The organism is Paenibacillus silvae, from assembly GCF_014639235.1.
GTDB lineage: Bacteria > Bacillota > Bacilli > Paenibacillales > Paenibacillaceae > Paenibacillus > Paenibacillus silvae.
This window is the reverse complement of the sequence record NZ_BMFU01000022.1, coordinates 17,175-43,987: the sequence shown is the minus strand read 5'-3', so window position 1 is coordinate 43,987 and position 26,813 is coordinate 17,175. Positions and strand designations below refer to the sequence as shown.

The 26,813-nt window shown below is 47.0% G+C and carries 22 protein-coding genes and 1 riboswitch; of the genes, 7 read left to right on the top strand and 15 right to left on the bottom strand.

Features of this window, described 5'->3' with window-relative positions; all coding sequences use genetic code 11:
• Positions 1 to 6 precede the first annotated feature (6 nt).
• From rho to rpoE, 6 genes are all read right to left on the bottom strand, one after another.
• Positions 7 to 1,332 (bottom strand): transcription termination factor Rho, encoded by a 1,326-nt coding sequence (gene rho / locus IEW26_RS29155; RefSeq protein WP_111273529.1) that lies wholly within the window; start codon positions 1,330 to 1,332, stop codon positions 7 to 9.
• A gap of 494 nt (positions 1,333 to 1,826) precedes the next feature.
• Positions 1,827 to 3,080, bottom strand: a complete 1,254-nt coding sequence (murA, locus tag IEW26_RS29150) for a UDP-N-acetylglucosamine 1-carboxyvinyltransferase (protein ID WP_110899530.1) — start codon at positions 3,078 to 3,080, stop codon at positions 1,827 to 1,829.
• Between the two features lie 147 nt (positions 3,081 to 3,227).
• Positions 3,228 to 4,082, bottom strand: a complete 855-nt coding sequence (gene fba / locus IEW26_RS29145; protein ID WP_111273530.1) for a class II fructose-1,6-bisphosphate aldolase — start codon at positions 4,080 to 4,082, stop codon at positions 3,228 to 3,230.
• Positions 4,083 to 4,354: 272 nt separating this feature from the next.
• Positions 4,355 to 4,741 carry a response regulator gene (locus IEW26_RS29140; RefSeq protein WP_111273531.1) on the bottom strand — a complete coding sequence of 129 codons (387 nt, stop codon included), beginning with the start codon at positions 4,739 to 4,741 and terminating at the stop codon, positions 4,355 to 4,357.
• A gap of 264 nt (positions 4,742 to 5,005) precedes the next feature.
• Positions 5,006 to 6,610, bottom strand: a complete 1,605-nt coding sequence (gene pyrG, locus IEW26_RS29135) for a CTP synthase (protein ID WP_110899527.1) — start codon at positions 6,608 to 6,610, stop codon at positions 5,006 to 5,008.
• Between the two features lie 491 nt (positions 6,611 to 7,101).
• On the bottom strand, positions 7,102 to 7,671 hold the full coding sequence (gene rpoE / locus IEW26_RS29130) for a DNA-directed RNA polymerase subunit delta (protein ID WP_111273532.1): 570 nt from the start codon (positions 7,669 to 7,671) through the stop codon (positions 7,102 to 7,104).
• Positions 7,672 to 8,161: 490 nt separating this feature from the next.
• On the opposite strand from rpoE, the gene IEW26_RS29125 reads away from it, so the two are divergent.
• Positions 8,162 to 9,316: a S8 family peptidase gene (locus IEW26_RS29125; RefSeq protein WP_188594889.1), complete on the top strand. Its 1,155-nt coding sequence runs from the start codon at positions 8,162 to 8,164 to the stop codon at positions 9,314 to 9,316.
• Positions 9,317 to 9,578: 262 nt separating this feature from the next.
• On the opposite strand, the gene argS is transcribed toward IEW26_RS29125, so the two are convergent.
• From argS to speE, 8 genes are all read right to left on the bottom strand, one after another.
• Positions 9,579 to 11,258, bottom strand: coding sequence for an arginine--tRNA ligase (gene argS / locus IEW26_RS29120; protein WP_188594888.1), 1,680 nt, complete (start codon positions 11,256 to 11,258; stop codon positions 9,579 to 9,581).
• Positions 11,255 to 11,680: a YwiB family protein gene (locus IEW26_RS29115; protein ID WP_188594887.1), complete on the bottom strand. Its 426-nt coding sequence runs from the start codon at positions 11,678 to 11,680 to the stop codon at positions 11,255 to 11,257. Before IEW26_RS29115 ends, argS begins: the two co-directional genes overlap by 4 nt.
• Before the next feature lie 331 nt (positions 11,681 to 12,011).
• A complete protein-coding gene (locus IEW26_RS29110; RefSeq protein WP_145406666.1) occupies positions 12,012 to 12,317 on the bottom strand; it encodes a DUF6171 family protein in 306 nt (101 codons plus the stop codon).
• 3 nt (positions 12,318 to 12,320) lie between these two features.
• Positions 12,321 to 13,802: an alpha-N-arabinofuranosidase gene (locus IEW26_RS29105; RefSeq protein WP_188594886.1), complete on the bottom strand. Its 1,482-nt coding sequence runs from the start codon at positions 13,800 to 13,802 to the stop codon at positions 12,321 to 12,323.
• Between the two features lie 524 nt (positions 13,803 to 14,326).
• Positions 14,327 to 14,587 carry a WD40/YVTN/BNR-like repeat-containing protein gene (locus IEW26_RS29095; RefSeq protein ID WP_188594884.1) on the bottom strand — a complete coding sequence of 87 codons (261 nt, stop codon included), beginning with the start codon at positions 14,585 to 14,587 and terminating at the stop codon, positions 14,327 to 14,329.
• 260 nt (positions 14,588 to 14,847) lie between these two features.
• Complete coding sequence (locus IEW26_RS29090) at positions 14,848 to 15,885, bottom strand: hypothetical protein (RefSeq protein ID WP_188594883.1); 1,038 nt, start codon at positions 15,883 to 15,885, stop codon at positions 14,848 to 14,850.
• Between the two features lie 1,065 nt (positions 15,886 to 16,950).
• Positions 16,951 to 17,820 carry an agmatinase gene (speB, locus tag IEW26_RS29085; RefSeq protein ID WP_145406675.1) on the bottom strand — a complete coding sequence of 290 codons (870 nt, stop codon included), beginning with the start codon at positions 17,818 to 17,820 and terminating at the stop codon, positions 16,951 to 16,953.
• Between the two features lie 14 nt (positions 17,821 to 17,834).
• Complete coding sequence (speE, locus tag IEW26_RS29080) at positions 17,835 to 18,662, bottom strand: polyamine aminopropyltransferase (protein WP_188594882.1); 828 nt, start codon at positions 18,660 to 18,662, stop codon at positions 17,835 to 17,837.
• A 259-nt stretch (positions 18,663 to 18,921) separates the two neighbouring features.
• On the opposite strand from speE, the gene IEW26_RS29075 reads away from it, so the two are divergent.
• Positions 18,922 to 21,000: a transglycosylase domain-containing protein gene (locus tag IEW26_RS29075; RefSeq protein WP_188594881.1), complete on the top strand. Its 2,079-nt coding sequence runs from the start codon at positions 18,922 to 18,924 to the stop codon at positions 20,998 to 21,000.
• A 90-nt stretch (positions 21,001 to 21,090) separates the two neighbouring features.
• On the opposite strand, the gene IEW26_RS29070 is transcribed toward IEW26_RS29075, so the two are convergent.
• Positions 21,091 to 21,594: a YwhD family protein gene (locus IEW26_RS29070; protein ID WP_145406661.1), complete on the bottom strand. Its 504-nt coding sequence runs from the start codon at positions 21,592 to 21,594 to the stop codon at positions 21,091 to 21,093.
• 101 nt (positions 21,595 to 21,695) lie between these two features.
• Between IEW26_RS29070 and IEW26_RS29065 the strand changes: the two genes are divergently transcribed.
• From IEW26_RS29065 to IEW26_RS29045, 5 genes are all read left to right on the top strand, one after another.
• Positions 21,696 to 23,687, top strand: a complete 1,992-nt coding sequence (locus tag IEW26_RS29065; protein WP_188594880.1) for a M1 family metallopeptidase — start codon at positions 21,696 to 21,698, stop codon at positions 23,685 to 23,687.
• A gap of 9 nt (positions 23,688 to 23,696) precedes the next feature.
• Positions 23,697 to 24,542: a hypothetical protein gene (locus IEW26_RS29060; RefSeq protein ID WP_188594879.1), complete on the top strand. Its 846-nt coding sequence runs from the start codon at positions 23,697 to 23,699 to the stop codon at positions 24,540 to 24,542.
• Positions 24,543 to 24,809: 267 nt separating this feature from the next.
• Positions 24,810 to 24,947, top strand: a riboswitch (cyclic di-AMP (ydaO/yuaA leader).
• A gap of 3 nt (positions 24,948 to 24,950) precedes the next feature.
• Positions 24,951 to 25,421 (top strand): C40 family peptidase, encoded by a 471-nt coding sequence (locus IEW26_RS29055; RefSeq protein WP_188594878.1) that lies wholly within the window; start codon positions 24,951 to 24,953, stop codon positions 25,419 to 25,421.
• Between the two features lie 362 nt (positions 25,422 to 25,783).
• Positions 25,784 to 26,278 (top strand): GNAT family N-acetyltransferase, encoded by a 495-nt coding sequence (locus IEW26_RS29050; protein ID WP_188594892.1) that lies wholly within the window; start codon positions 25,784 to 25,786, stop codon positions 26,276 to 26,278.
• 149 nt (positions 26,279 to 26,427) lie between these two features.
• Complete coding sequence (locus IEW26_RS29045) at positions 26,428 to 26,784, top strand: c-type cytochrome (protein WP_111272737.1); 357 nt, start codon at positions 26,428 to 26,430, stop codon at positions 26,782 to 26,784.
• Positions 26,785 to 26,813 lie beyond the last annotated feature (29 nt).

Here is a 26,813-nt window from a genome sequence, read left to right as displayed (position 1 = left end):
TCAACGTTAATTCGATGTTCCTGACGTCGCTGTTTGTCTTGGGGAGCGGCGAGTTGTTGTTGTTCCCGAGTTGCTGGAAGGACTGTTGCCAGCCGCATCAAAAGCTGCAAGGAACTCCGCATTTGTCTTGCTATTGCGCAGCTTTTTGAGGAATCCTTCAACGAAGTCATGGGAATCATTCATATTTTTTCGAATCGCCCAGATGGTATCCAGCTCTTCCTTACTCAACAGCACCTCTTCACGACGTGTGCCGGAACGGCGAATATCTATCGCAGGGAAAATACGACGTTCAGCCAGCTTACGATCGAGATGAAGCTCCATATTTCCCGTACCTTTAAATTCTTCATAAATAATGTCATCCATACGTGAGCCTGTATCGATCAGCGCTGTAGCCAAAATAGTCAGGCTGCCGCCTTCCTCCACATTACGGGCGGAGCCGAAGAAGCGCTTCGGACGGTGGAATGCCGCTGGATCAATACCACCACTCAGTGTACGTCCGGATGGCGGAATAACCAGGTTATACGCACGGGCCAAACGCGTAATGCTATCAAGCAGAATAACAACATCCTTCTTTGCCTCAACCAAACGCAGTGCACGTTCCAATACCAGTTCCGCGACCTTGATATGATTCTCAGGCAGCTCATCGAATGTAGAAGCCACAACTTCCCCTTTTACCGAACGAGACATATCCGTTACTTCCTCGGGGCGTTCATCAATCAACAGGACAAATAGTTCAATTTCTGGATTGTTAGTTGAGATGCTATTGGCAATTTCTTTGAGGAGAAGCGTTTTACCCGCTTTGGGAGGTGCTACGATCAATCCACGCTGTCCCAGCCCTACCGGGGCAAGCACATCCATAATACGTGTGGACAAGTGGCTCGGGGATGTTTCAAGAACCAGTTTCTTCTGCGGATACAGTGGGGTTAATGCCGGGAAGTGAAGTCTCTCCGCAGCTGCTGATGGATTCTCACCATTCACAGCATTGACTTGCAATAAACCGAAATATCTTTCATTTTCTTTAGGCGTTCTGCATTTGCCTGACACCAGGTCACCCGTTCTAAGATCGAACTTGCGAATCTGTGAAGCCGAGATATAGATGTCTTCTGTACTTGGCAGGTAATTGATTGGCCTTAGGAAACCATACCCTTCAGGTAAAATCTCAAGTACGCCTTGCATAAACATCAAACCGCTTTGTTCCGCTTGTGCACGGAGAATGGCAAAGATTAATTCTTTCTTTTTGAGGGTACCGTAATAAGGAATCTGGTATTTTTTCGCCAGCTTATAGAGGTCCGTTAGTTTCATTTCTTCCAAATCGGAAATTTGTAGATCCATATAATAACCACCTATTCAATTAATGAGTCCGTGAAATGGATAGTTTCGTCAGCTATTTCAGTTAGAGAGCGATTCTGACCCCAATCTCTTCTGTCCATTGTACGGAATGTAACCGTTATAATGCAAATACTTGTCTTTATGTGTAAGTTTCCGGGTGGAATAGCCATAACATGGCATGATCCTGTAATGAGTGAACTCCTAACATGGGGCGATCGATCCGGGAAGACCGGCTATGGAGCGCAGGTTCAAACAAATCCGGGGATTGGAGAAAGGGAATAATTTCAAAAACTATATAAGGAAATGATGTTCATAAAGCCATATGATGTTTATTTCAAAAAAAGACCCTCGAAACAAGATATCCATCAAATTCTATCCTATCCGAAAGAGACTTTAAAATCTATTAGAATAGTTTACCCCATTCGATTACAGGTTATGCAGCACCGCTGAAAATACGCTTCTGGCGTATGATAAACGATGCTGCCCCACTCAAAACGTTATTCGGTTTCCCGCCATACGTCCGCACCAAGCAGACGCAAATTGGTCACCAGATGATCGTAACCACGATCAATAAATTCAACACCTGTAACCTCCGTAACACCTTCATTCACGGTAAGCCCCGCAATGACCAGTGCCGCACCGGCACGAAGATCAGACGCTTTGACTTTGGCCGCATTCAGGGAACTGCCTTCAATAATCGCTGAACGACCTTCCACACGGATTTTGGCACCCATCCGCACAAGCTCCGGCACATGTTTGAACCGATTGCTGTATACGAAATCACTCAGTACGCTTACACCCGTTGCCTGTGTCAGAACACTGGTCATCGGCGATTGCAGATCGGTTGGAAACCCCGGATATACAAGTGCCTTTACATCCACATGGTTATATTTAGGCTGTCCGATTACACGAATGCTTTCGTCCAGCTCCTCAATACCTACACCCATCTCCAGCAGCTTGGCTGTTAAAGCCTCCAGATGTTTGGGAATAACATTATCAATCAGGACATCTCCACGCGTTGCTGCAGCAGCAATCATATACGTGCCTGCCTGAATTCTGTCGGGGATAATGGAATGGCGGCACCCCTTGAGCTCCGACACCCCTTCAATGCGAATGGTTTCTGTTCCTGCACCCTTGATGCTCGCACCCATAGAGTTCAGGAGTGTTGCTACATCTATAATCTCAGGCTCTTTAGCCGCGTTTTCAATAATTGTAGAGCCTTTGGCACGTGTGGCCGCCAGCATAATATTAATCGTTGCACCGACACTGCTTACATCCAGATATATTTTAGCTCCCCGCAGCTCTTTGGCATGCAGGTGGATAGAGCCATGTTCATTAGTTACCGTTGCGCCAAGCGCTTCAAACCCTTTGATATGCTGATCAATCGGACGAGGCTCAAAATTACAGCCCCCAGGCAAACCTATTGTTGCTTCCTTAAAACGCCCGAGCAGTGCACCCATCATATAATACGAAGCACGCAGCTTCTTCACTGGGCCATTTGGCATCGGAATGGATTTAATATCGGAAGGATCGATTTTCATCTGACTGCCTTCCCAAGTTACACGTGCTCCGAGTTCCTCCAGAATTTCCGCATATACTGCCACGTCACTCAGTAACGGCAAGTTATCCAACACGACCTCAGACTCGGCAAGCAATGCTGCAGGAATAAGCGCAATGGCGCTGTTTTTGGCGCCGCTTATGGTTACAGTTCCCTGTAACGGACGTCCGCCGCTAATCATTAGTTTTTCCATAAAGCTTAATGTCCCCCTACGTGTTTTGCAGCCGATGAACGGCAATACGTGCTGATGGCTGACGATGTAGAAATAAGGTGTGAAAATGGAAAGACACCGGCTAGGCGGTGTTCTTCCATTTCACAGTATGGAACTGGTAAAGATAAATTACGCTTTGTTGTTGGAACCAAACTCACGGATTTTACCTTTAACGGTTTCTTTGATTGCTTCACGGCCTGGTACGATGAACGTACGTGGATCGTAAGCGTCTGGTTTTGCTGCAAGTACTTCACGAACTGCTTTAGTGAACGAAATTTGGTTCTCTGTGTTCACGTTAATTTTGGAAGTACCCAGGGAGATTGCTTTATCGATATCGTGTTTAGGAATACCAGTACCACCGTGCAGTACGAGTGGAACTTGAACCGCGTCACGAACTTCTTCCATTTCTTTGAAGCCCAGGTTAGGCTCGCCATGGTAAGGACCATGCACGGAACCAAGAGCTGGCGCCAATGTGTCGATACCTGTTTCTTTAACGATACGGATACACTCGTTCAGGTCAGCATACATGATACCGCCAATAACGTCGTCTTCCTGTCCGCCTACAGTTCCTACTTCAGCTTCTACAGAAACACCTTTAGCGTGTGCATACTCAACCACTTTTTTAGTCATTTCGATGTTCTCATCAATCGGGTGGTGGGAGCCATCAATCATAACGGAAGTAAAGCCAGCATCGATCGCTTCTTTACATTTGTCGAAGCTTGAACCGTGGTCCAGGTGAATGGCTACAGGTACAGTAATTTTCATGTCATGCAAGAGTCCTTCTACCATTTTAACAACAGTAGTAAAGCCGCCCATGTGACGTGCTGCACCTTCGGATACGCCCAGGATTACCGGGGATTTTTCTTCTTCAGCGGCAGCAAGAATCGCTTGAGTCCACTCAAGGTTGTTAATGTTGTATTGACCAACTGCGTATTTTCCTTCAAGTGCTTTGTTCAACATGTCTGTCATAGATACTAATGGCATGGTTTCAATCCTCCTAGGGGTTTGGGTTGTGTCTATGGTTTTTAGCCGAAATCACATACGGGCTTATTATACCACATCCCATGTCAAATACTAAACAAGCATTTGCAAAAATGCTGTGCTTTGCAGCACAGTTTTCAGAGACACAGCAGGATTTCGCTCCCATTTCCAATATTCCCCGCAAAAACAGGTGAAATACCCCAGTTTTCTATGATTCGACACAAGACGGAACATGAATTAATAAATGACGCAAAAAAATCCTGTATCTACAGGATTTAGCTGCACTTGTTGGCAGCACCATTGCGAAGCTGCATATTGACGGCTACACGCATCTCATCAATATCAAACGGTTTCGTAAAATGCATGAGCGCACCCAGATCGGTAGCTTCCTTGATCATATCCAGTTCTCCATATGCCGTCATCATAATGACTTTGATCTCCGGATCAATCTCCTTGATATGTTTCAGAATTTCAAGCCCGTCCATTCCCGGAATTTTCATATCCAGCAGAACCAGATCCGGCTTGTCCCTGTTAACAATCTCAAGTGCAATTTTACCGTTCGCCGCCTGAAATGTGTTGTACCCTTCGCTGCTGAACACTTCCATGAGTAGAATTCGAATACCGTTTTGGTCATCGACAATCAGAACTTTTTTATCTTCCACGCTGTAACCTCCTAGAATTAGGAAAGCATATACACATAACATCTGGATAACTATCCCATAGTCGTCATGATAAGTATTCTACCTCTTCCATTGAAATCCTTCTATTATCTCAAACCACTTCCATAAAAATCCTGTTATCAATCCAATATAACAAATAAGCAATTTAAGCCATGTTTATGCCGTAAAACAAAAGGATGCTTCAGCCGCCGCTGCTGGCGGCTGAAAGCATCCTTCTACGCTTGCTTTTCCAATAAAACAAAACAATTATTTCTCCGCATTCTCCAGTGAAGCTTTCACAAACTCACGGAACAATGGTTGCGGACGGTTCGGACGGGACGTAAATTCAGGGTGGAATTGTACAGCCAGGAACCATGGGTGTCCTGGAAGCTCCACAATCTCAACCAAACGACCATCCGGTGATGTACCGGAAATGACGAGACCGGCTTTTTCAATCGCTTCACGATATTCGTTGTTGAACTCGTACCGGTGACGGTGTCTCTCATATACCAGTTCATCATCATAACAAGCCATTGCGAGTGAACCTTCCTGAAGCTTGCAAGGGTACAGACCAAGACGCATCGTTCCGCCCAGATTTTCGATATCTTTCTGCTCAGGCAGCAGATCGATGACCGGGAATTCCGTAGCAGGGTTGATCTCGGAGCTGTTAGCGCCGTTCAAGCCCACGATGGAGCGCGCATATTCAATAACGGAAACCTGCATCCCCAGACAGATACCGAAAAATGGAATGTTTTTCTCACGAGCATAACGAATTGCCGACACTTTACCTTCAATACCACGGTCACCGAAGCCGCCTGGTACGAGAATACCGCCAACGCCATGCAGCATGTCGCCTACGTTCTCATCCGTAATATCCTCAGAAGGAACCCAGCGGATTTTCACATCTGCATTGGATGCAAATCCTGCATGTGAAAGCGACTCGACAACGCTCAGGTACGCGTCATGCAGTGCCACATATTTACCAACGATCGCGATTTCGACCGTACGCTCCAGCTTGCTGATCCGGTTCACCAAACCTTCCCACTCGCTCATATCCGGCGCAGGAGTGGTCAGCTTCAGGTGGTTAACCACGATCTCATCCAGACCTTCTTCACGAAGGTTAAGCGGCACTTCATACAGCGTGCTTGCATCACGGCATTCCACTACCGCATTCTCGTCGATGTCACAGAAGAGTGCAATTTTGGCTTTCATATCTTTGGACAATTCGTATTCCGTACGGCACACGATCACATTAGGCTGAATACCGATGCTGCGTAATTCCTTAACGCTGTGCTGTGTCGGTTTTGTTTTCACTTCGCCAGCAGCCTTGATGTATGGAATCAACGTAACGTGGATGTACATTACGTTGTCACGGCCTACATCGCTCTTGATCTGACGAATCGCTTCAAGGAATGGCAAGCTTTCAATATCGCCTACAGTACCGCCGATCTCAGTAATAACGACATCCGAACCCGCTTCACGTCCAGCGCGGAATACACGCTCTTTGATCTCGTTGGTGATGTGCGGAATAACCTGAACCGTGCCGCCCAGGTACTCTCCACGGCGCTCTTTGCTGATTACGGAAGAGTACACTTTACCTGTCGTGACGTTGCTGTTTTTGGAGAGGTTGATGTCGATAAAACGCTCGTAGTGACCCAGATCGAGGTCCGTCTCCGCGCCATCATCCGTTACAAACACCTCACCATGCTGATAAGGACTCATCGTTCCCGGGTCAATGTTGATATATGGATCGAATTTCTGAATTGTTACTTTGAGTCCTCTGTTCTTCAGCAATCTGCCCAGCGAAGCTGCTGTAATCCCTTTGCCCAGGGAGGACACAACTCCGCCCGTCACGAAAATATACTTTGTCACTGTTATTACCCTCCTAATATAAGTACAGAAATTCAGGCGATATATGGTATTATCGTAACCCGTTTCTCAGGTAATCATCGTGAAAAAGAGCAATGGCAGAAATTAACTGCTTCTGCGGACTACCCTTTCCAGCGAAGACGGTTTAACTACACACATTCCTGGCATAAATAACGCAAACTTTCCGGGAGCCTTCATCCATGCTTGTCCTCAAGCCGAGTATCTTCGGCAGGCTCCATTTCATTGCATGAACATACAAAAAAACAGGCCCAAAAGATTTGGCCGGGAGCAGTCGGAAAAGTAATCGTTTGACATCATTCTACCTCTAAAAATACAAAAAGAAAGTACTCCCGCAGGACGGGGCACTTTCTCTAAAAAACATAAATATATTCTCGCTCATTCATAAGCCCATGCAATAGTTTACCCGTTACCCCGTCCGCTGTCAAGGCTGACTGTTCGGGAAAAGACGGGTATCCATTGGTCATCAAAAAGGACTAGCGAACATCGGAATCGTCGTCAAATTCTTCCTCGTCTTCAGACTCTTCATCGTCTTCGTCCAGGTCTTCATCTTCCAGATCATCATCTTCAACCAGCACTTCTTCTTCGCTGTCGTCTTCATCAAAGATGTCATCATCATCGTCATCGTCGTCATCGTCGTCCTGATCATCATCTGTGCTGTCGAAATCTTCGTCACTGTTGTAGCTGTCGTCCTCTTCACCGAAGTCTTCGTCTTCCAGATCATCATCTTCATCGTTGATGATACGTGGACGCTTCGCACCTGTCATGGAATCTTCTGTTCCAGCAACCGGATACCAGCGTTTCAATCCCCAAAGACTTGTACCGACGCAAGCAAAACGGCCATCGATATTAATTTCAGTATACAGCTGGGCGATATACTCGTTGATCTCTTCATCCGTCATTCCGCGCTGCTTTGCTACCTCATTCATCAAATCCCGGTAGTAATACGGCGTATTAGCCGCTTTCAGCACCATAAAGGCCAGATCCACCAAAGGGATCTCTCTTACCTTTTCTTTATCAATTTTCAAATTGAGCGAGGTACTCACTGAAGACACTTCCTCTCACACATAATTCACTTTATATCCCCTGCAAACTGGAACGTTACGTATAACATATCCATTAACAAACCTAAGTAAAACCTATTTAGCGTTAAAAAGCAAGTTTTTCTGTAAGCATGTCCCATATTTGCAGAGCTATGCTTCCCCGCTCATTTGCACGCTGCACATTTTAGAGGTCGGAATGCTTGATTTGACCAGATGTTTTTCAACCATGACCAAGCTTAGAACTGTTATTTCAACATACTTCATATGTAAAAGACGGAGTCCCCTCCGCCTTCTGACTGTATACCCTCGTAGGATTGCTCCTCACCAGGTTCCCCGCAAGAGCCCTCTAGCTCTCCATCCATCATATGTCCCTGCGCCCGTTTTGACACGAAGAGAATGTCTTTTTGTAAAAAAAGGGCAAGTTCCCCATGCGGCAGGATGAACGCATTCATAGAATACCTCAGCATGTTCATCCCGAAGGGGGCCGCCCATAATGGACTATACCGGTTTATTGCATCAATTGATTGACGGAATGAGATGCCCCGCGTCTGAACAAGGGGCACGTTATCTGATCCGGTTCGCCAAACCACAGCACTATGAGGCCTGTCTTGTTGAGTTATCCCGAATGCGAAATGAATTCACCGATCTGGGAGGCATTCAGACCTCCAGACTTGCCAGAACCCTCATCGCCCCCGTACCGAGCCTGGATATGTTATATCGTTACGTGGATGACATCACAATAGAGGAAGATACTCCAATCTCGCTTCATTCTTCGGCACTTCACAATAAACCGAGCAGCGCTCAAGGTATACCTTGGGGAGTGAAGCACATCCGTGCTCCCAAAGTATGGTCTGTATCAACAGGACACCGGATCAAAATAGGTGTCATTGATACAGGGGCAGATTACCATCATCCCGATCTGCGATATTCCCTGGCTCGCGGAATTAATCTATTGAACCGAAGCATGCTTCCTCATGATGACAACGGACATGGCACACATATTGCGGGAACCATCGCTGCAGCGAACAGCACCGCAGGTATGATCGGTGTTGCTCCGCGCTCCGTGATCTATCCGGTTAAAGCATTTGACCATAACGGCTCGGCGTATGTCTCTGACATCGTGCTTGGCATTGACTGGTGCGTGCGCAATAAGGTCGACATTATTAATATGAGCTTTGGCATGAAAACACGCAGTAAATCCTTGCTGGATGTCGTTAACCGCGCATATCATGCCGGCATTGTCATCGTGGCTTCATCAGGAAACGACGGCAAGCGTCGCAGCATTGATTATCCTGCTCGTTATCCGCAAACGATCTCTGTCGGGGCTACTGACAAAAATCGGCGTATTGCGTCATTTAGCAATCGCGGGGCTTATGTGGATGTCTATGCCCCGGGGGACAAAATCGTGTCCTCCTGGGTGCAAGGCAAGCATCACGAGATGAGCGGAACTTCAATGGCAACCTCCCACGTCAGCGGGGCCATTGCCCTGCTGTTAGCTAAACATCCCGGCTTGTCTCCGGCCGAGATCAAGACTCTTGTGAAGCGCGCGACAGTTCCACTGCGCGCCCGCAAAAGCACCACCGCGAAAAGTAAAATTCGCGGTGGCGAGATTGACGCCCTCAAGCTGATGCAGGAGGGCGGGGGGTAACGCGGCGGCAGGGCTCTGCAAGCCGCCGGCAGCTGTGCTGCGCAGCAATGGATGCCGGCTGAGGCCGGGCATGCCTTGCGCAGCAAGCACCAGCAAGAGCAGGCGCAAGTGTGCCTGCTCTTGAAGCATTGCCCTGCGGCTATGCCAGCGCAGGGCAAAAAAGTCTCCATGCCCACGCGCAAGCAGAGCTGCTCGCGCGGGCATGGAGACTTTGTGCCTTCGGCCAGGCGGCTGCATGCTGCCCGCCGCTTGGCCGAAGGGATTACATTTTGTCTGGTGCGGATACGCCCACCAGACGGAGCGCTGTCGCGATGACGGTGCGAACGGCACCGATCAGCGCCAGACGCGCCTGGGTCTGCTGCGCGTCTTCGGTGATGACGCGCTCAGCCCGGTAGTAACTATGGAACAGGGATGCCAGCTCATAGACATAACGAATGATGCGGTGCGGCGCATAACCGGTCGCCGCTGCTGCAATCTCTTCAGGCAGCTCACCCATTTTGCGAAGAAGATCATATTCGTGCTCGGTTGTCAGCTTGGACAGATCAATCTGAGCCAGCGGCAATAGCTCGATGCCTTGCTCTTCGGCTTGACGATATACACTGCATACACGTGCATGCGCATATTGTACGTAGAACACCGGATTTTCATTGGATGTCGAAATCGCCAGATCCATGTCAAAGTCCAGGTGGGAATCCATGCTGCGCATCGTGAAGAAATAACGGATGGCATCAATGCCGACTTCATCCATCAAATCTTCCATCGTTACCGCTTTGCCCGTACGCTTGGACATTTTCACTTTCTCGCCATTCTGGAACAGGCTGACCATCTGCGCAATCAAGACAACCAGCTTATCCGGGTCATTGCCCAGTGCTTGCATCGCTGCTTTCATGCGTGGAATATATCCATGGTGGTCGGCGCCCCAGATGTTGATCATCGTATCGTAACCACGGGAATATTTATCACGGTGATATGCAATATCCGGTGTCAGATAGGTATACGTACCGTCGTTTTTGATCAGTACCCGCTCCTTGTCGTCACCATACTGCATTGTTTTCAGCCAGGTAGCGCCATCTTTTTCATAAATTTCGTTGCGGTCACGCAGCTCGTCCAGCACGCGAAGCACCTCACCGTTATCATACAGAGACGTTTCACTGAACCAGATATCAAACTTCACGCGGAAGCGATTGAGGTCACGTTTGATCTTGTCGAGTTCTTTCTCCAGACCATAATCACGGAAATAAGCCGCGCGATCCCCTGGATGCATGGACAGCAGGCTGTCTCCCTTTTCAGCAACAAGCTCCTTTGCAAAACCTTTAATGTCCTCGCCATGGTAGCCATCTTCCGGCATCTCGGCATCCTGACCAAGCTCCTGCAAATAACGAGCTTCAATGGAACGTGCCAGGTTGAACACCTGATTGCCCGCGTCATTGATATAGTATTCACGAGTTACTTCATATCCTGCATAATCGAGAATGTTGCACAGGGCATCTCCTACAGCTGCTCCCCGGGCATGACCCAGATGCAGACTGCCTGTTGGATTGGCACTGACAAATTCCATCTCAACCTTTTTCCCCGCTCCGGCATCAATTCTTCCGTAATTCTCGCCTTGCTCATGCACCAGTTGAAGCACGGGATAGAGATAACTCTTGTCCAATTTGAAATTGATGAATCCCGGTCCCGCAATCTCGGCCTTCTCTATGCCTGCATCAGCAAGATTCAGGTTGGCGATAATCTCTTCGGCAATCTGGCGCGGATTTCGCTTGGCGATTTTGGTCAATTGCATCGCCGCATTGGTGGCAAGGTCACCGTGAGATTTGTCGCGCGGCACCTCCAGCGTAATGGCAGGAAGATGTTCCTGTGTTACGATGCCCGCCGCCACAATGGCGCTGCCAATCGCTGTACTTACCCGTTCGTTAATTGTATCTAGTGGATTACGTGTCATGAATTTGGTTCCTCCTGTATATGCAAACTAATCGCAAAATGTCCGGCTTCTTCATCAAAGCGGTAAAAGTCGTAGCTCCACGCGGCGCGTGCGCTCAATCCCTGAATGGAAAGTTCCAGCTTTTGTGTATAAGTGGACAGGGCAAACGACATATATGGTGAACGGTAGAAACCCGGCAGCTTTCGGTCTAATTCAAACGTCTGCTCCGACTCCACCTCACCATGACGTATAATCTTGATGGATTGTCCGCCCAGCTTCAATGTTGTACGGGTCATGCCTCCCTCGGGTCCGACCTGCGGCTCTTCGTAACGGACATACAGATATGCCCCTTTGACCACAGCTTCTCCCTGCATTTCCTGAAGTACATCTTCCCCTTCATAACGGCTGTGCAGCCGGATCTGAACCGGTCGCATCTTCGACATGAATGTTAACCTCCATTATATTCGAGGCGACGCAAAACAGGACGGCTGGTGAGATCAGCCCTTCCTGTATCATTGTGCCGCTATACACGCTTATATTCCGAATACTTGCTCTCCTGCACTCTACTGTATAACTATATCCAGTTCACCCGCTCAATTCAAATCCAAATTCAGAGTTTTTTTCTCTCAGCATCAAAAAGAAGAGCCGCACCCTTAATGGCGGCCCTCCTTTATTTCGCATTTATTTCATCGCCTGCATCAAACATCCTGTCCTCTTGCTTCATTATATTGAAACAGATTCATCCTGCATCACATCAAAAGATGGAGCTGATTATTATGCCCACTGCGATGCATATGGGTAAGGACAAGTAGACTCGGCCAGCTTGGCGCGCACCTGTACAAGACAGCCGCAATGTCGGCATGTCGTCCCGTACTGCAGATCAGGACAGGCCAAGCAGATTGCAAGTCGCCGTTCATACTCCTCATCCCCTACCGTGGTACGAGAGCGTGAAGCGATCTCCACCAGCCGGGCCATTTTGGCATCACTGATATGAATATCATACTGTCTGTCGCAGCCCTTACAGGGTTCATTTCTGCCCCCACCTGGATACTGCTGTTGTTCATACCCGGAGGACTTCATACGTTAACCATTTACGGCGACTACACCAACGGAAGCAGGAGGCAGCACGAAGCGTAATGTGTTATTCTCCAGAACAAGCCCTTCCCATGCCGCAGGTTTTACCTCTTCTGGCTGTTCAAACGTATTAAAAGCGCCGAAGTCAGTGTGATGAAGAACCTGCCCCGAAACACTCGCCGCCTGACCTGCCTCAAGCTGGCATACCACTTCAAGCTCATCTGTATGACTCAGATTACATGCCGTCACATGAATAACTCCGTCCTTGTTGCGTGATGCAGACAAGCTAAGCTGAGGGATCGTTTCGTCTCCGAACGTATATCCCGGGCTCTCATAGCTGAGATCCAGACGCTGTGCATCCATATGAACCTGATACATGTCGAACACATGATACGTAGGCGTCAGGAGCATCTTATCTCCCTCGGTGAGTACCAGTGACTGCAGCACATTCACGATCTGAGCCAGATTCGCCATCTGCACCCGTTTGTTGTGCTGATTGAAAATGTTCAGGTTTACCGCGGCCAGTACGGCATCCCGCATCGTATTTTGCTGGTAAAGGAAGCCCGGATTCGTGCCCGGCTCAACGTTGTACCACGTCCCCCACTCATCTACGATAATGCCGACCCGGCCCTCAGGATCATATTTGTCCATGATCTCAGAGTGCTTCACTAGTAATTCATCCATAAACAAGGTCTTCTTCAGCGTGGTAAACCATTCTGCTTCTCCAAAACCGGTAGCGTTCCCCTTATCTTCCCATACGCCTGTCGGAATGGTGTAATAATGCAGGCTGATGCCATCCATGAAACGAGCCGCTTCCCGCATCAGCACTTCCATCCACTCATAGTTGCTGTCGTTGGGTCCACATGCGATTTTGTAGACCTGATTTCCTGAATAATTACGTACATATGTAGCATAACGTCTGTATTCATCCGCATAATACTCTGGACGCATGTTACCACCACAGCCCCAGTTCTCGTTGCCCACACCAAAATATTTCAGCTTCCACGGCTCTTCGCGGCCGTTCTGCTTCCGCCAGTTCGCCATAGGGGACTCACCGTCAAACGTAATATACTCTACCCATTCCTGCATCTCCTGAACGGTTCCACTGCCAAGGTTACCGCTGATGTACGGCTCTGCGCCAAGCAGTTCACACAGTCTCATAAATTCATGTGTGCCAAAATGATTGTTCTCCTCTACGCCGCCCCAGTGCGTATTAATCATACGTGCTCGCTGACTCTTTGGCCCTACCCCATCTTTCCAGTGATACTCATCAGCAAAGCATCCTCCCGGCCAGCGAAGTACAGGAATGTTCAGCTTCTGGAGCGCGCCAAGCACATCGTTACGAATACCTTCCGTGTTCGGGATAGGCGATTCCTCACCTACCCATAGTCCTTCATAAATACAACGTCCAAGATGCTCGGAGAAATGACCATAAATATTGCGATTTATTAATCCTTTGTCTGAATTAGCCTTTAAAATAACCTTAACCATAACTTCAACTCCCCTAAATGATGTTGTTATCGCTTACAATAACCTGTTTCAAGGAAGGTTTCAACTCTTTTATTTCCGAAATAAAAGGCCCTTTTCCATATTAAAAATCAGGAAAAGAGCCTGTTTATCACCATAATGACGCCAATAGATGCCATAATGCATGTGAAACCATCTTTCTTTAAATTCATAATATTATTAATTCATAATTGATTCCATTAATTCTGTTCTCATTAAAATGAAATTTTTGGTGACCATATAGCTGGCCCTGTCTCTGCTGTCGATTGGGTGAAAACCTGCTTCCAGCTCTTCCCTTGGTCACCACTAGAGTAGAGGGAATAGGACTGCTGGGACATGCCCGCATCTCCATACAAGACAGCCCACACCTGTGTTCCATGAGCATACAAGTCAGCGCCATTCCATGTGTTCTATTTCACCCGAAGGGCTGTAGTCCAGGTCCTGCCTCCATCACTCGTTTTCTCAAGCTTGTACCCGGCTTCAGGTACAACGACAACAGCATATCCCAGCTATGCAGCAGCTCGGGTGTTCGCAGGTGTGCCCTGTTTCGTCCACGTCACACCACCATCGGTTGTCCGATATGCACCGTTATAGGTGTATTCGTAGCCGTTATTTGTATCACTGAAATCAATGTGCCGGAATGCCGGAATTCCAGGTGTATCAAGTCTCTTCCAGTGTAAACCCCCATCGTTCGTGCGGATGAGATATGTTGCTGAAGAGCCCTTCACGCCTGCCAGCGCATACCCTGTAACGTTATTTGGAAAGCTCAATTGTTCAAGCTGCCACTGTCCCGTGTATATAGATTGCCAAGTACAGCCTGCATTCGAGGTTCCAATCAGGAATCCCTTACCTGCCGCCCCGTCCTGTGGTTTGGTTCAGAACATAAATATCTGTGAATTGCAGCTTCTGCCCCTAACACCACTTCCCTTTTTCAGTGCAGAGGATAACCCGTGATCTGCTTGGCCACATAAGACCAGTTTTGAGAAATAGAGGGACAGGCAATGTTCTGATAAAAGGTTGTTCTTTTGGATCAGTGAGGGCAATCTCTGCTCTCTAATCTTTTAATCAAATTATCTAAGGCCTGAGTTTCTAAAGATTCTATCTCAAGAATTTTTTTTTCTATTTTTTCCAATGTTTTTTTATCATTTATCAAATTATATTTCATTACCATTCTCATCAATATAAGAGAACTATCTTGTATATAAGTATACTGTTTTAAAATATCATCTGAGTTTATTAAAATATTTCTTTTCTGAATATAATTAATTCTTAGTACCATCATCCTTTTGTGTTCCCATAATGTATGAAATATCCGAATATCTATAACCCCTTCTAAACTTTCCATCATTGATCTTATGTACTTAACAAAATGAGTGTATGCAGCCATGCCGTAAATCCACCAGTCATTAGGTGGATTAATTGCCCGAAAATGTAATGATGTATTAATGCTATATCTATACTCTCTTAGTGTTTGAATAACCAATTGTGTATCGAATTGGTAATTAAAATCTTCATTCGACTCTAGAAGGTATAGATACTCTCTATTTTTAGTTGACTTATCACACATTTGATACGCGATAGTAAGTTCATCAAAACTAACTTCATATTTCCCGAATACTGTATTTGCATCGTATCCTAAAACATTAAACGTGGACTCTGTTCTATTATAACCAAATATCAACATTTCATGTGGAAGAGAATATTTATTAAACGCACTTTTATGAGATATATAATATTCATCAACATATAGATATACATAGTTATTTTTTTCAATAGCATCGCAAATAAAACTAATTAACTCTCCATTATATTTTTTAATCAATTGATAATGTATTTTTTGGTAGTTAATGAATGGGCACCCCAAAAATATACTATCCCATTCAAAGTAAGAATTGTAGAAGGTGAAAAATTTCCCTTCAGGAAAATTCCCAGCACATACTACTTGAATATAATTACTGAGAAACCAAGCTTCGGAGTTACTATTTTGTAATGCTATAGATAGTGGGTATGCATTACACAGATACCCATGTATAGGTGGGATTAAAATAGAAAGCATCTTTGTACTCATGACACCACACTCCAGTGATTTTTATCAGAATTTGAACATCCAGGAAAGATTAGTGAATCAGTAAAATAGGCTAAAGAAAACCTCTAACTTAGCAGGCACAATATACCATTAAGCTACTCAGTTGTAAATAATTTTATGAAACCCCTTTCATTTATTCGGATAGATACTATAAATGAGCAAAAACAGATACAGAAACACCCAATTACAATTAAGCCAATTTTTATTGTTCACACACCCCTAAAAGGGAAACCTTTCTGACCGCAATCATAGACAAACCGAAAAAGTTCCAGTTGGACTTGCTTACGTACGACAAGCAATACGTCGCCAAACCAGAAGGCTAATCCAAGCCAGTTTCCGTAGTCAAAGAGGCATCCGTGCATAAAAAAGCCCTCAGTGCTTTGGGCTCTCCGAATGCTTGCTCTGTACAACACAACAGGAATAAGGCATCCACTCCATTTAAGGCACTTTCATAACGGTACGTCCAGTAACAGAACCACACGAGGCGAACGTCTTCTTTTCGAATGTGCTGTTCAAAATCCCTTACTGAGATGCGGATGCCTTGTGGATAGATGATTCGATTGGTTTTGAAAGCGTCAATAAGGTGGATAGCTTAAGGCAGAGTGACTGAAGATGAATGACGCATGGGCAGGTAAAGCAGTAGACTACCAGTATATAGTCTTAGTTAAATAAAACGGAATATTATATACTTTATAACATAAATATTATCCTTTGGTATATATAAGACCGTCAGGATTTGTTATCGTTTTGTCGTAAAGATTAAACGAATGGATCAATGGAACATCATCACTACATTGAACGACAATTGCTTGAACTTGATGACCTAAACGATTTTGCCTCCACATGTGAATGATGAAAGCTCAGTTGCTCCATGTGACGATACATGTTGTTGTGGGTGACTACCCTAAAACATAAGTTAAATTCACTTCAATCAACTTCGCCAGCCGCTATACGAACAAAAACTCGTCTGTACAGATCTTTACATCTGCACAGACGAGGATTTCATAATCGCTTTATACGTTTAGATATATCAGCATTGCACAACGTTTACTTCACGAACCCAAGCAGCATTTCACGAATCAACTTGGCAGCTACGATCTGTGTCTGTTGCGTCGGGTCATAGATCGGTGCTACTTCAACCAAGTCACAGCCTACAACATTCACATCTGATCCCGCGATCATATGAACGGCTTCAAGCAGCTCCTTGGATGTAATGCCACCCGCTTCTGCTGTTCCTGTACCCGGTGCAGCAGATGGATCAAGCACGTCAATATCAATGGTTACATAGACTGGACGATTGCCCATTTTCGGTAGAGCTTCCTTCATTGGAGCCGCTACTTCAAACGGGTAGAAGTTAATATTCTCTCGTCCATACTGGAACTCCTCACGGGAGCCGGAACGGATACCGAATTGATAAATATTTTGACCACCCATCAGTTCAGCCGCTTTGCGCACAGGTGTAGAGTGGGACAGGGGCTCGCCTTCGTAGCTTTCGCGAAGGTCAGCATGTGCATCAATGTGGATCAGAATAAGATCCGGGTATTTTTTGTACATCTGTTGAATAACAGGCCAGGTCACCAGATGCTCGCCACCAAGGCCAATCGGGAATTTGTCATCAGCCAGCAGACTTCCGATGTACTCATGAATGACTTCAAGGCTGCGTCCTGCGTTACCGAACGGCAGAAGCAGGTCTCCCGCATCAAAATATGTCATATCCACGATGCTTTTATCGAGGTATGGGCTGTACTCTTCAAGGCCAACCGATGCCTGACGGATATGAGCCGGACCGAAACGGGAGCCTGGACGGAAGCTAACGGTGTAGTCCATTGGCATACCGTAGATAACGGCTTTCGAATTTTCATAATCTTCAGAGCTGCAAATAAATACGTTTCCTGAATAAGCTTGATCCAGTTTCATCATGATATCCCCTTTTACTTCGTTAAATCTTCCACGAATTTCGGAAGTACAAATGCCGCTTTGTGCAGACGCGGAGAATAATACTTGGTATCCATCTCCGAAATTTGAGTCTCATCCACCGCAAGTGGATCATACGTTTTGCTGCCCATGGTAAATGTCCACAGACCACTTGGGTAGGTTGGAATATTACAGCCGTACACATGTACGATCGGGAAGATTTCTTTGACGTCTTTGTTCACCTTCTGGATGAGATCCGCCTTGAACCAAGGGTTGTCCGTCTGGGCGACGAAGATTCCGTCTGCTTTGAGCGCTTCATAAATGCCCTGATAGAAACCGCGCTCGAAGAGTGGAGCAGCCGGGCCTACAGGTTCTGTAGAGTCTACGATAATGACGTCGTATTCATCTTTATGTTCAATAATATGCATATAGCCATCGTTAACGAGAACCTCAACGTTAGGCTCGTCCAGCTTGCCTGCAATTTCAGGCAAATATTGTTTGGAGTATTCAATCACTTTACCGTCGATTTCAACAAGAACTGCTTTTTCCACGGTATCATGTTTGATGACTTCACGGATTACGCCACCGTCGCCACCGCCAACCACCAGCACTTTTTTCGGATCAGGGTGAGTGTTCAAAGCAGGATGTGCCGCCATTTCATGATATACAAACTCGTCCTTCACCGTTGTCATGACCATGCCGTCCAATACCAGCATGTTGCCAAATTCCTCGGTTTCAATCATTGCAAGGTCCTGAAAATCCGTTTGCTCCGTGACGTAAGTCTGCTTGATCCTTGCGGTAATTCCGAATACAGGGGTCTGTTTCTCCGTAAACCACAGTTCCATGATCGCTACCTTCTCTCCGTAAAAGTAATTAGTGATCACATGACAATGCATAATCACTGGTATGTTCGTCCATACACGCTTTAGTATGTTGTGCCGAACCCTACCTTTTCATTACCCTTTTGCATTATACGCGATAGACGAATCAACTGCAAAACGGTTTTCACGCTGAAATGGGCTACAATTTGTTTACTTTGCAGGCAGATTGAATATCCCTGATAATCACGTCCCATACTGGAAAGAAAAGAGAGGAGCCCGTTCCATGAACAAGCTGAATGCCAAGACCCGCAAACGCGGGTTCCGTGTACGCGCATTATTTAAAAATCTGGCCATTCTTACAGCTCTCGGCCTGATTGCCAGCGCTGCTATTTTGGTATATCTATACGCAACCAGTCTGCCTCTGGCCGAATCGGATCGAAACTCCAGATTGCTGGACAGCAAGGGCGAAGTCATTGCTACCTTCTCTGCTGGCGGCAAGGATTCCATCCCGGTCCAGCTTCAGAACATCGCACCTGACCTGGTGAACGCCACACTCGCTGTAGAGGATCGCAAATTCCGCGATCATCTCGGCTTTGACATACAGGGCATGGGCAGAGCAGTCCTTGTGAATATACAGCATATGCGCATGTCTCAGGGAGCAAGCACTTTGACACAGCAGCTGGCGCGAAATCTCTATTTATCCCACGAAAAAACATGGACACGCAAAGCCAAGGAAGCGATGTACACCGCACAACTGGAGATGAAGTACACTAAGGATGAGATTTTACAGATGTACCTGAACGAAATTTACTACGGACATGGCGCTTATGGCATCGAAGCTGCGGCTCAGATGTACTTTGGCAAATCGGCCAAACAGCTTGATCTGGCGGAAAGCGCCATGCTGGCGGGTATCCCGAAGGGCCCAACTTATTATTCGCCATACAATCATATGAAAAATGCCAAGGACCGACAGCGCATTGTACTTAAAGCGATGATCGAAACCGGTAATATTACACAAAAGCAGGCTGATACTGCCTATGAGGAATTGCTCCATTTCAAACCGGAGAGCGAACGCAAAACGGTGGAAAGTGCGCCTTATTTTCGCGATTATATTCGAAACATCGCCGTGAAGGAGCTGGGCATCAGTGAAGCGATGCTGGATCACGGCGGGCTGAACATTTATACCACACTGGATCTGCGTGTACAAAAGGCCGCTGAACAGGCTGTTGCGCAAGGCATGGACGCAAAAAGCGAGCTGGAAACGGCTCTCGTGTCCATCGACCCGCGCACAGGCTATATTAAAGCGATGGTTGGCGGCAAAAATTATCGCACCAATCAGATTAACCACGTGCTGGCTACAACACGCCAGCCGGGATCGGCTTTTAAACCCATCATGTATCTGACCGCGCTGGAGTCGAAGCAGCTTACCAGTGCATCCATTTTCAATAGCCAGCCTACGCTGTTCCACTATGACAATGACCGCAAAACTTACAAACCCGGCAACTTCGGGGATAAATATCTGGGTGAGATTGATCTGCGGCAAGCCATTGCGGCTTCTGACAATATCTACGCGGTAAACACCATTATGAAGATTGGTCCTGAGAAAGTAGTCAGCATGGCCCAGAATCTCGGCATCACAAGCAAGCTGAACCCGGTGCCTTCACTCGCACTCGGCACCTCACCGGTAAGTCCGCTAGAGATGGCTTCGGCCTTCTCGGTCATTGCAGCCGGGGGACAGCGGACACCACCGATTGCCATTTTGCAAATTACGGATGCGGCCGGTCGTGTAATATACGAATCCCCTCAGACCAAGGCGGAAACGGTCGTGGAGCCGGCAGCAGCTTATGTACTGACTCGCTTAATGGAAAGTGTGTTTGAAAACGGGGGCACCGGCAATCGGGTATCCGCTGCGATCAAACGTCCGGTGGCAGGCAAGACCGGGACTACAAACACCGACGCCTGGATGGTTGGCTTCACACCTGAGCTATCCACAGCTGTATGGGTTGGATATGATCAGGGCAAGGCGATATCCACATCAGACGGCCGCCGGGCGGCTCCTATATTCGCCCAATTCACGGAGCAGGCTCTGGCAAGTGTACCGCCCAAAATCTTTTCCGTGCCTGATCAGGTCGTGAGTGTCTACATTAACCCGGAGACGGGCAAGCTGGCTGGCAACGGCTGTGAGGACAAACGGCTAGAAGTGTTTATTGAAGGCACCGAGCCTACGGAGGTCTGCTATGGAAATACAGAAGTAGAGGATTCACCGCAGGATAAAAAAGCACGTGAGGTACAGAATCAAAAAGGGATACAGGAACAGAAGCATTCCTGGTGGCGTGATTTCAAACGCTGGTGGGTAGAGTGACATATCTTTAAAAAACCAAACGAATAAAGAAGCCCCGAGTCCAGATCATCCGGTTCGGGGCTTCTTTGCACTGTTCTTTTTCCAGACAGTCTAGGCAAGTGCCTCTTTCAACTCATCCGGGGATGCGTTCCACCACTCTTCATTGTGTGAGATGAGAAGTGTCTTCAACGCTGCTTTTTCTTCCGGACCCAGCTCATCCAGCATAAAGCGGCGTTTCATGGCATAATCCATTCGATTGACGTGATCCGCGAGCAGCTTCCAGCCCCGCTTCGCTTCTGTATCGATCCACATCTCACAAGCTGTTGCTCCGCCATACAGCTGTCCTTGCTCGGTACGGTCTACCGCAACCCAAACCAGCCACACCTGACGACCATTCGGAACATCTTCACGATTCGTTGAAAATTTGATGCCGCGCTCCACTTTACTCTTCGCATGCATTGCCCCAATGTCAATCTTCGCTTCCCCCTGATCAATGATGACCGGGGAAAGGTTGTTCAGATCAATGGAGCCTGCGCCAAAGCCTTTATGTTTGCTTTTTGCACTAACGATATTCAAGGCAATCTGTTTCTTGCCGTTTTGCTCATTTTGGTCCATGTTTCCAGCCTCCAAGAGTTGATACAAATATTTTAACTAATAATTGGCCCATTGCAAACATATACATGCTGTAGATGCTTGTCAACGGGAGGTATTTATCGATGATTCCACGACGCGCCAAGAGCTGGCTCACTGTATCCCTGGCCTTTTGTTTGCTTGCCGGAGGATTATGGATCACGTTCGGTTATGATCGCACCACTTCATCTGAATCGCCTGTGCTCGCTCCGGAATCGGGCAAGCCCCAGGCCAAAGCCGCAGCGCCCGCTCCCCCGGAAAGCGTGCAGTCTCCTACGGCCGAGGTATACAGCAACCGTGTGGTGGAATACCACATGGATGTGAAGCTGACCGATGGAAACTTGCTGCAAGGCGCTCAGACGATCACCTGGACCCATCCAGGTAAAAAAACGGTGAACGAGCTTTATTTTCATATGTACCCTAACGCATTCTCCTCAGCAGATTCTACATTTATGAAGGAATCCGGCGGAAAGCTCCGCGGGGATGTGATGCCAGCGAACGGTTATGGCTCCATGAAAATAGTAGATATGCAAACGGAGGACGGGCTCTCCCTGCTGCACCGGATGCAGTATGTACAGCCTGACGACGGAAACATCAAAGATAAAACGCTGATCAAGGTTCGGCTGCCTAAACCGGTCAAAGGTGGAGAAAGCATCACGATCCGCACCAAATTCGAAGTTACTTTGCCGAAAATTTTTGCACGCATGGGCAAAACGGATGATTTTGTGATGGCAGGCCAGTGGTTCCCCAAGCTCAGTGCGTATGAACCGGCAGGCAGACGGGGTCGTACAACCGAAGGCTGGAACCTGCACCAGTACCATGGCAATTCCGAATTCTATGCCGACTTTGGCATCTACAGTGTGCGTATTCGGGTACCTGAGACATACAAGGTGGCCTCAACCGGTTTTCCGACCCAACAGGCAATCTTGAAAAACGGCGAGAAAATCTATCAATTTTATGCCGATGATGTACATGACTTCGCTTGGGCAGCCTCACCGGATTTCGTCTACGCCGAGGAGCCCTTCTCCGCCCCCAACGTACCCGGTGTTCGCATTAAACTGTATCTCGACCCGGCACATCAGGATTTAAAGGAACGTTATCTCTTTGCTGCCAAAGCGGCATTGTCCAATTACAGCAAGTGGTTCGGTCCCTATCCGTATGCTACCTTGTCTATCGTTGTCCCGCCCAAAGCAGCAAACGGCGCAGGCGGGATGGAGTATCCGACCTTGATTACAGCCTTTGGCGCGGATGATTCAACACCGGGTTATGATCTGGAGCGTACGGTTGTACATGAGATCGGACATCAATACTTCTATGGCATGGTTGCGAGCAATGAATTCGAAGAAGCCTGGCTGGATGAAGGGTTCACTTCGTACGCAGAAGACAAGTTGATGGAGCAAGAGTACGGGCTGATTCCGAACCTGCCTGTACAATCGGGGTTGATCACTTCTCCTGCTCCCTTAACGCAGCCTTCCTGGCAATTCGACTCCCAGAATCAATACGCATCCAACGTCTATACCCGAGGCAAGCTTGTGCTGCTTGGTATTGAACAGCAAGTCGGAGCCAAAAAAATGGAACGCATTCTCTCCACCTATGTCAAAAAATATCGTTTTAAACATCCTTCAACAGCTGATTTCCAAAAGGTAGTCGAGCAAGTCACTGCCACCTCCTGGGCAGATTACTTTGACCAATACATCTATAACAACGGCATGGCTGATTTCGCCGTGGAGAGAATTCAGGTCGCCCCTCTTCAGAAAGATGGCAAGACACTGTATGAGTCGGTAATCACTATCGTCAAAAAAGGCAGTGATTATCCAGACATCCCGATTCGGATCGCCTTTGAAGATGGTCATACTTTAGCCAAGCAATGGGATGGCAAGGAGGAACGTATCACGTATAAGCTTACGTATACCTCGCCTGTCAGTTGGGCAATGACGGACCCTTTGTACGACATCGTGCTGGAGAATCGACACATGAACAATTTTTTGAGAGCCGGACTGGACGAGCAAACCAAATCCCGCTGGAGCATGAGCGCTGCGAAATTCATTGAAGTTATATTCGGAGGTCTGTCATGGTGAGGTGGAGACATGAAAGCTAAAATTCGTGAGGGCTGGTTTCTCGTCCGTCAGCATATGTTTATTGCCGCACTTCTATTTATCTATCAGCTCATATGGGGGTACTTTATTTATCGGCTGATTCAATCAGCAGTAGTTCCTCTCCTGCTGCGTTATCCTACAGAGGATGCGGGGGAACTGAGCACACTTTTGTTCAAAATGGAGAGTCAGCTAAGCCTGTCCGGCCCTGAGGTTCAGCGCTATCTGTGGATTCTGTGCGGTATGCTGCTGCTTCGCATGCTGATCAGCCCGCTCTTCCAGGCTGGCCTGCTCTATTCCCTGCAGCATTTTAATGCATCAGAAGAGCGAATTCCTTTTGTCCGTGGCATCAAACAGTTATGGAAACCGATGCTGCTCCTGCACACCGTACGTACGTTGCTGTTATTACTTCCGGCGTACTGGCTCATACCAAAGCTGTATTCCATACTAATGGACAGCTTTCATTCTCTTCATTTACTTCTGCCAGCCCTTCCTTATGCTGCCGGGTGGATCATCTACGGATGGATTGTACATCATACGATGCTCTATATGCAGTTTGGCGCTTCGGCTCCGGAAGGGGAGGGCGGTATTCACGGAACGTTCAAGGGCTTATGGATTGCTGTACGCCGCACCTTACTGATCATCGGGATTGCACTGATGCTGGGACTCATTCATCTCCTGATTTTTGGTGCATTCACATCGGCGTCATGGTTCCTTACCGGTCTTACCGGGCTGATCCTTCAGCAATCTTATCCACTTGCCCGCAGCCTGCTCAGCTTATGGAAAGTGTGTACACACTTCCGCGTATGGCAGTCCACATTTTCCAAGGATGATCGATAAACCGTTTACAAAATGAAAAATTGTTACCATCTCATGTTAAATCATTGATGCTTTATTATGTATAAATACGCAAACCTCGACCTTTCCCCGTCAAAGGTCGAGGTTTTTTTTGCTAATTTTACTGCTAAACGTTGCCAAAGCCCCACTCCTCTGGTACAATAAGCGCAGTGAGTTTTTAGTAACAACTTTGTAATCTTTAAATCCTTATTTGTAACAACTTAAAATTAAATCCTTAAAATTAAATTATCGTTCGTTTTTTCAGGTGCATAACTAGCATAGCCAAATTCCTGGCACCTGGGAAGCGGGGGAACCAGTTATGGGTGAATTGATCTTGATACAGAGGGATCATAGGGGACCTTCAACCGAATCCTTAAGCTAACCTCGCAGGCGTTGGAAGGGGTATATCACTTGTTTAAGAAGAAATTGACCGCAGCGGTACTTAGCCTCACATTTGCATTATCACTTGGTGCAGGCAGCGCATTTGCAGATTCTAAGATGGATAAAGTTATTGATTCAGCAATGGGAACTACATACAAAAGCGGAGGCACAACGCTTGACGGTTTTGACTGCTCCGGATTTACAAGGTATGTATTCGACAAACTAGGTATTGATTTGGCTCGCCAATCCAGCTCTCAATATGACATGGGTGATTCCGTATCCCGCATGGAGATGAGACCTGGTGATCTGGTATTCTTCAACACAACAGGTAAAGGCGTATCTCACGTAGGTATTTTCGTTGGTAGTGGAAAATTTGCACATTCTTCTTCTTCTAAAGGTGTAACCATCAGCTCTTTAAGTGAAGATTACTGGGCTAACCGTTACATTGGCGCTAAACGGATTATGAGCACGGACGCATATGAGTCACTGGCCCTCGAATAGGGACAAGCTGTAATCAACATGATGCTGGAATCATGAACTATACTGGAACGAAATACGAAGCAACCCATCGAACCGCCCGGTACATTCTCCGCAGGAATGTATCCGGCGGTTTTTTTGTGCTTCCTGATCCTGTGTGGTAGCTGATGCGGCAACTCGTGTCTGCGTTCCTGAACCAACACATTTATTTTACTTCGTCTGTCCGTGCCCTTATGATGTTTTTACCCATCCCTTTATAATATAAACGGAATGAGTTTAACTTTTGTTTCACTTTTTTTGGTCAGAGCGGGAGTCTTGTCAAATGAATCGCTCTTTTGTAGAGTGAACAGAGAATGAGTAACAACGAAAGGAGTGTGCATTGTTATATGAATGGAACCCCTGTGGCGTACCATGTCGTGCCTATGGAGGAAACACACGCAGAACTTATATGTGGATGGCAGTATGATCCACCTTACAATATTTATAGCTGGCTTCCCTGGGAGCAGATGAAAGCATTGGAAGTCGAATTTGGAGATGCACAGCTTCGCCAAGAGCAGTATGCTATCGTCCTGGATCAACAGGAGCAGGTCTGTGGATTTGCCCAATTTTTCCCTCTCCAGGGCGTAACACGTATTGGCCTCGGCATGCATCCAGAGAAGTGCGGTCAAGGTCTAGGGACTGCGTTTGTTGCTGCAATCGTGCAGGAAGCTATACGCCGGAATCCGTCCAATGACATCGATCTTGAAGTACTAACCTGGAACAATCGTGCCATCCGTGTTTATCAGAAGAGCGGCTTTGTCATCCATGATACATATGAACGTCAAACACCAAGCGGGCTAAAGCCCTTTCATTGCATGGTATATGAGGGTCCGAGAACGTAAATGAATAACTAAAATCGTTTCAATTTATCTCTCTTTTGTGATTCGTTCAAAAAATTACCACAAAATGCTATGATGTATCGACAGCTTCCGTTATAATGATAGGGATAGTTTGGGTTAGATGATCTTACATTCTGGAGGGGACATAAGGGATGCACAAATGGATCATGAGCGGGGTATTTTTTGCAGCATGTGCTTTAGCTATTGTTTTAATGTTTACGCTTCCAGGTAAAGAGGAAGTGGCTCAAGAAGCCAAGCCAACCATGCCTGAAGTCACTATGGACGCTGGACAGGCCGAGACACTGGTGAAAGCCAACTGTATTTCCTGTCATGGTGACCAGCTTCAAGGTGGCGTAGGTCCGGCTCTTGCAAACATTGGCAGTAAGGACGATGTAGAGAAAATCTATTCTACTATTGTCAAAGGTAAAGGCGGCATGCCTTCCTTCAAAGGCCGACTGCAGGATGAGGAAATTGCCCACATCGCAATGTGGCTCGCAGAGAAGAAATAAGCCCGCCCTTCTTATGGGTAGCCCAAAGG

Coding starts and splice junctions, on each gene's coding strand:
- IEW26_RS29110 (WP_145406666.1), bottom strand. CDS start 12,317: ATGAAGTCCTCCGGGTATGAACAACAGCAGTATCCAGGTGGGGGCAGA.
- speB (WP_145406675.1), bottom strand. CDS start 17,820: ATGAAACTGGATCAAGCTTATTCAGGAAACGTATTTATTTGCAGCTCT.
- murA (WP_110899530.1), bottom strand. CDS start 3,080: ATGGAAAAACTAATGATTAGCGGCGGACGTCCGTTACAGGGAACTGTA.
- IEW26_RS29070 (WP_145406661.1), bottom strand. CDS start 21,594: ATGGACCAAAATGAGCAAAACGGCAAGAAACAGATTGCCTTGAATATC.
- IEW26_RS29105 (WP_188594886.1), bottom strand. CDS start 13,802: ATGGTTAAGGTTATTTTAAAGGCTAATTCAGACAAAGGATTAATAAAT.
- IEW26_RS29075 (WP_188594881.1), top strand. CDS start 18,922: ATGAACAAGCTGAATGCCAAGACCCGCAAACGCGGGTTCCGTGTACGC.
- IEW26_RS29060 (WP_188594879.1), top strand. CDS start 23,697: ATGAAAGCTAAAATTCGTGAGGGCTGGTTTCTCGTCCGTCAGCATATG.
- fba (WP_111273530.1), bottom strand. CDS start 4,082: ATGCCATTAGTATCTATGACAGACATGTTGAACAAAGCACTTGAAGGA.
- IEW26_RS29090 (WP_188594883.1), bottom strand. CDS start 15,885: ATGAGTACAAAGATGCTTTCTATTTTAATCCCACCTATACATGGGTAT.
- rho (WP_111273529.1), bottom strand. CDS start 1,332: ATGGATCTACAAATTTCCGATTTGGAAGAAATGAAACTAACGGACCTC.
- speE (WP_188594882.1), bottom strand. CDS start 18,662: ATGGAACTGTGGTTTACGGAGAAACAGACCCCTGTATTCGGAATTACC.
- argS (WP_188594888.1), bottom strand. CDS start 11,258: ATGACACGTAATCCACTAGATACAATTAACGAACGGGTAAGTACAGCG.
- IEW26_RS29045 (WP_111272737.1), top strand. CDS start 26,428: ATGCACAAATGGATCATGAGCGGGGTATTTTTTGCAGCATGTGCTTTA.
- IEW26_RS29050 (WP_188594892.1), top strand. CDS start 25,784: ATGAATGGAACCCCTGTGGCGTACCATGTCGTGCCTATGGAGGAAACA.
- IEW26_RS29115 (WP_188594887.1), bottom strand. CDS start 11,680: ATGTCGAAGATGCGACCGGTTCAGATCCGGCTGCACAGCCGTTATGAA.
- IEW26_RS29065 (WP_188594880.1), top strand. CDS start 21,696: ATGATTCCACGACGCGCCAAGAGCTGGCTCACTGTATCCCTGGCCTTT.
- IEW26_RS29125 (WP_188594889.1), top strand. CDS start 8,162: ATGGACTATACCGGTTTATTGCATCAATTGATTGACGGAATGAGATGC.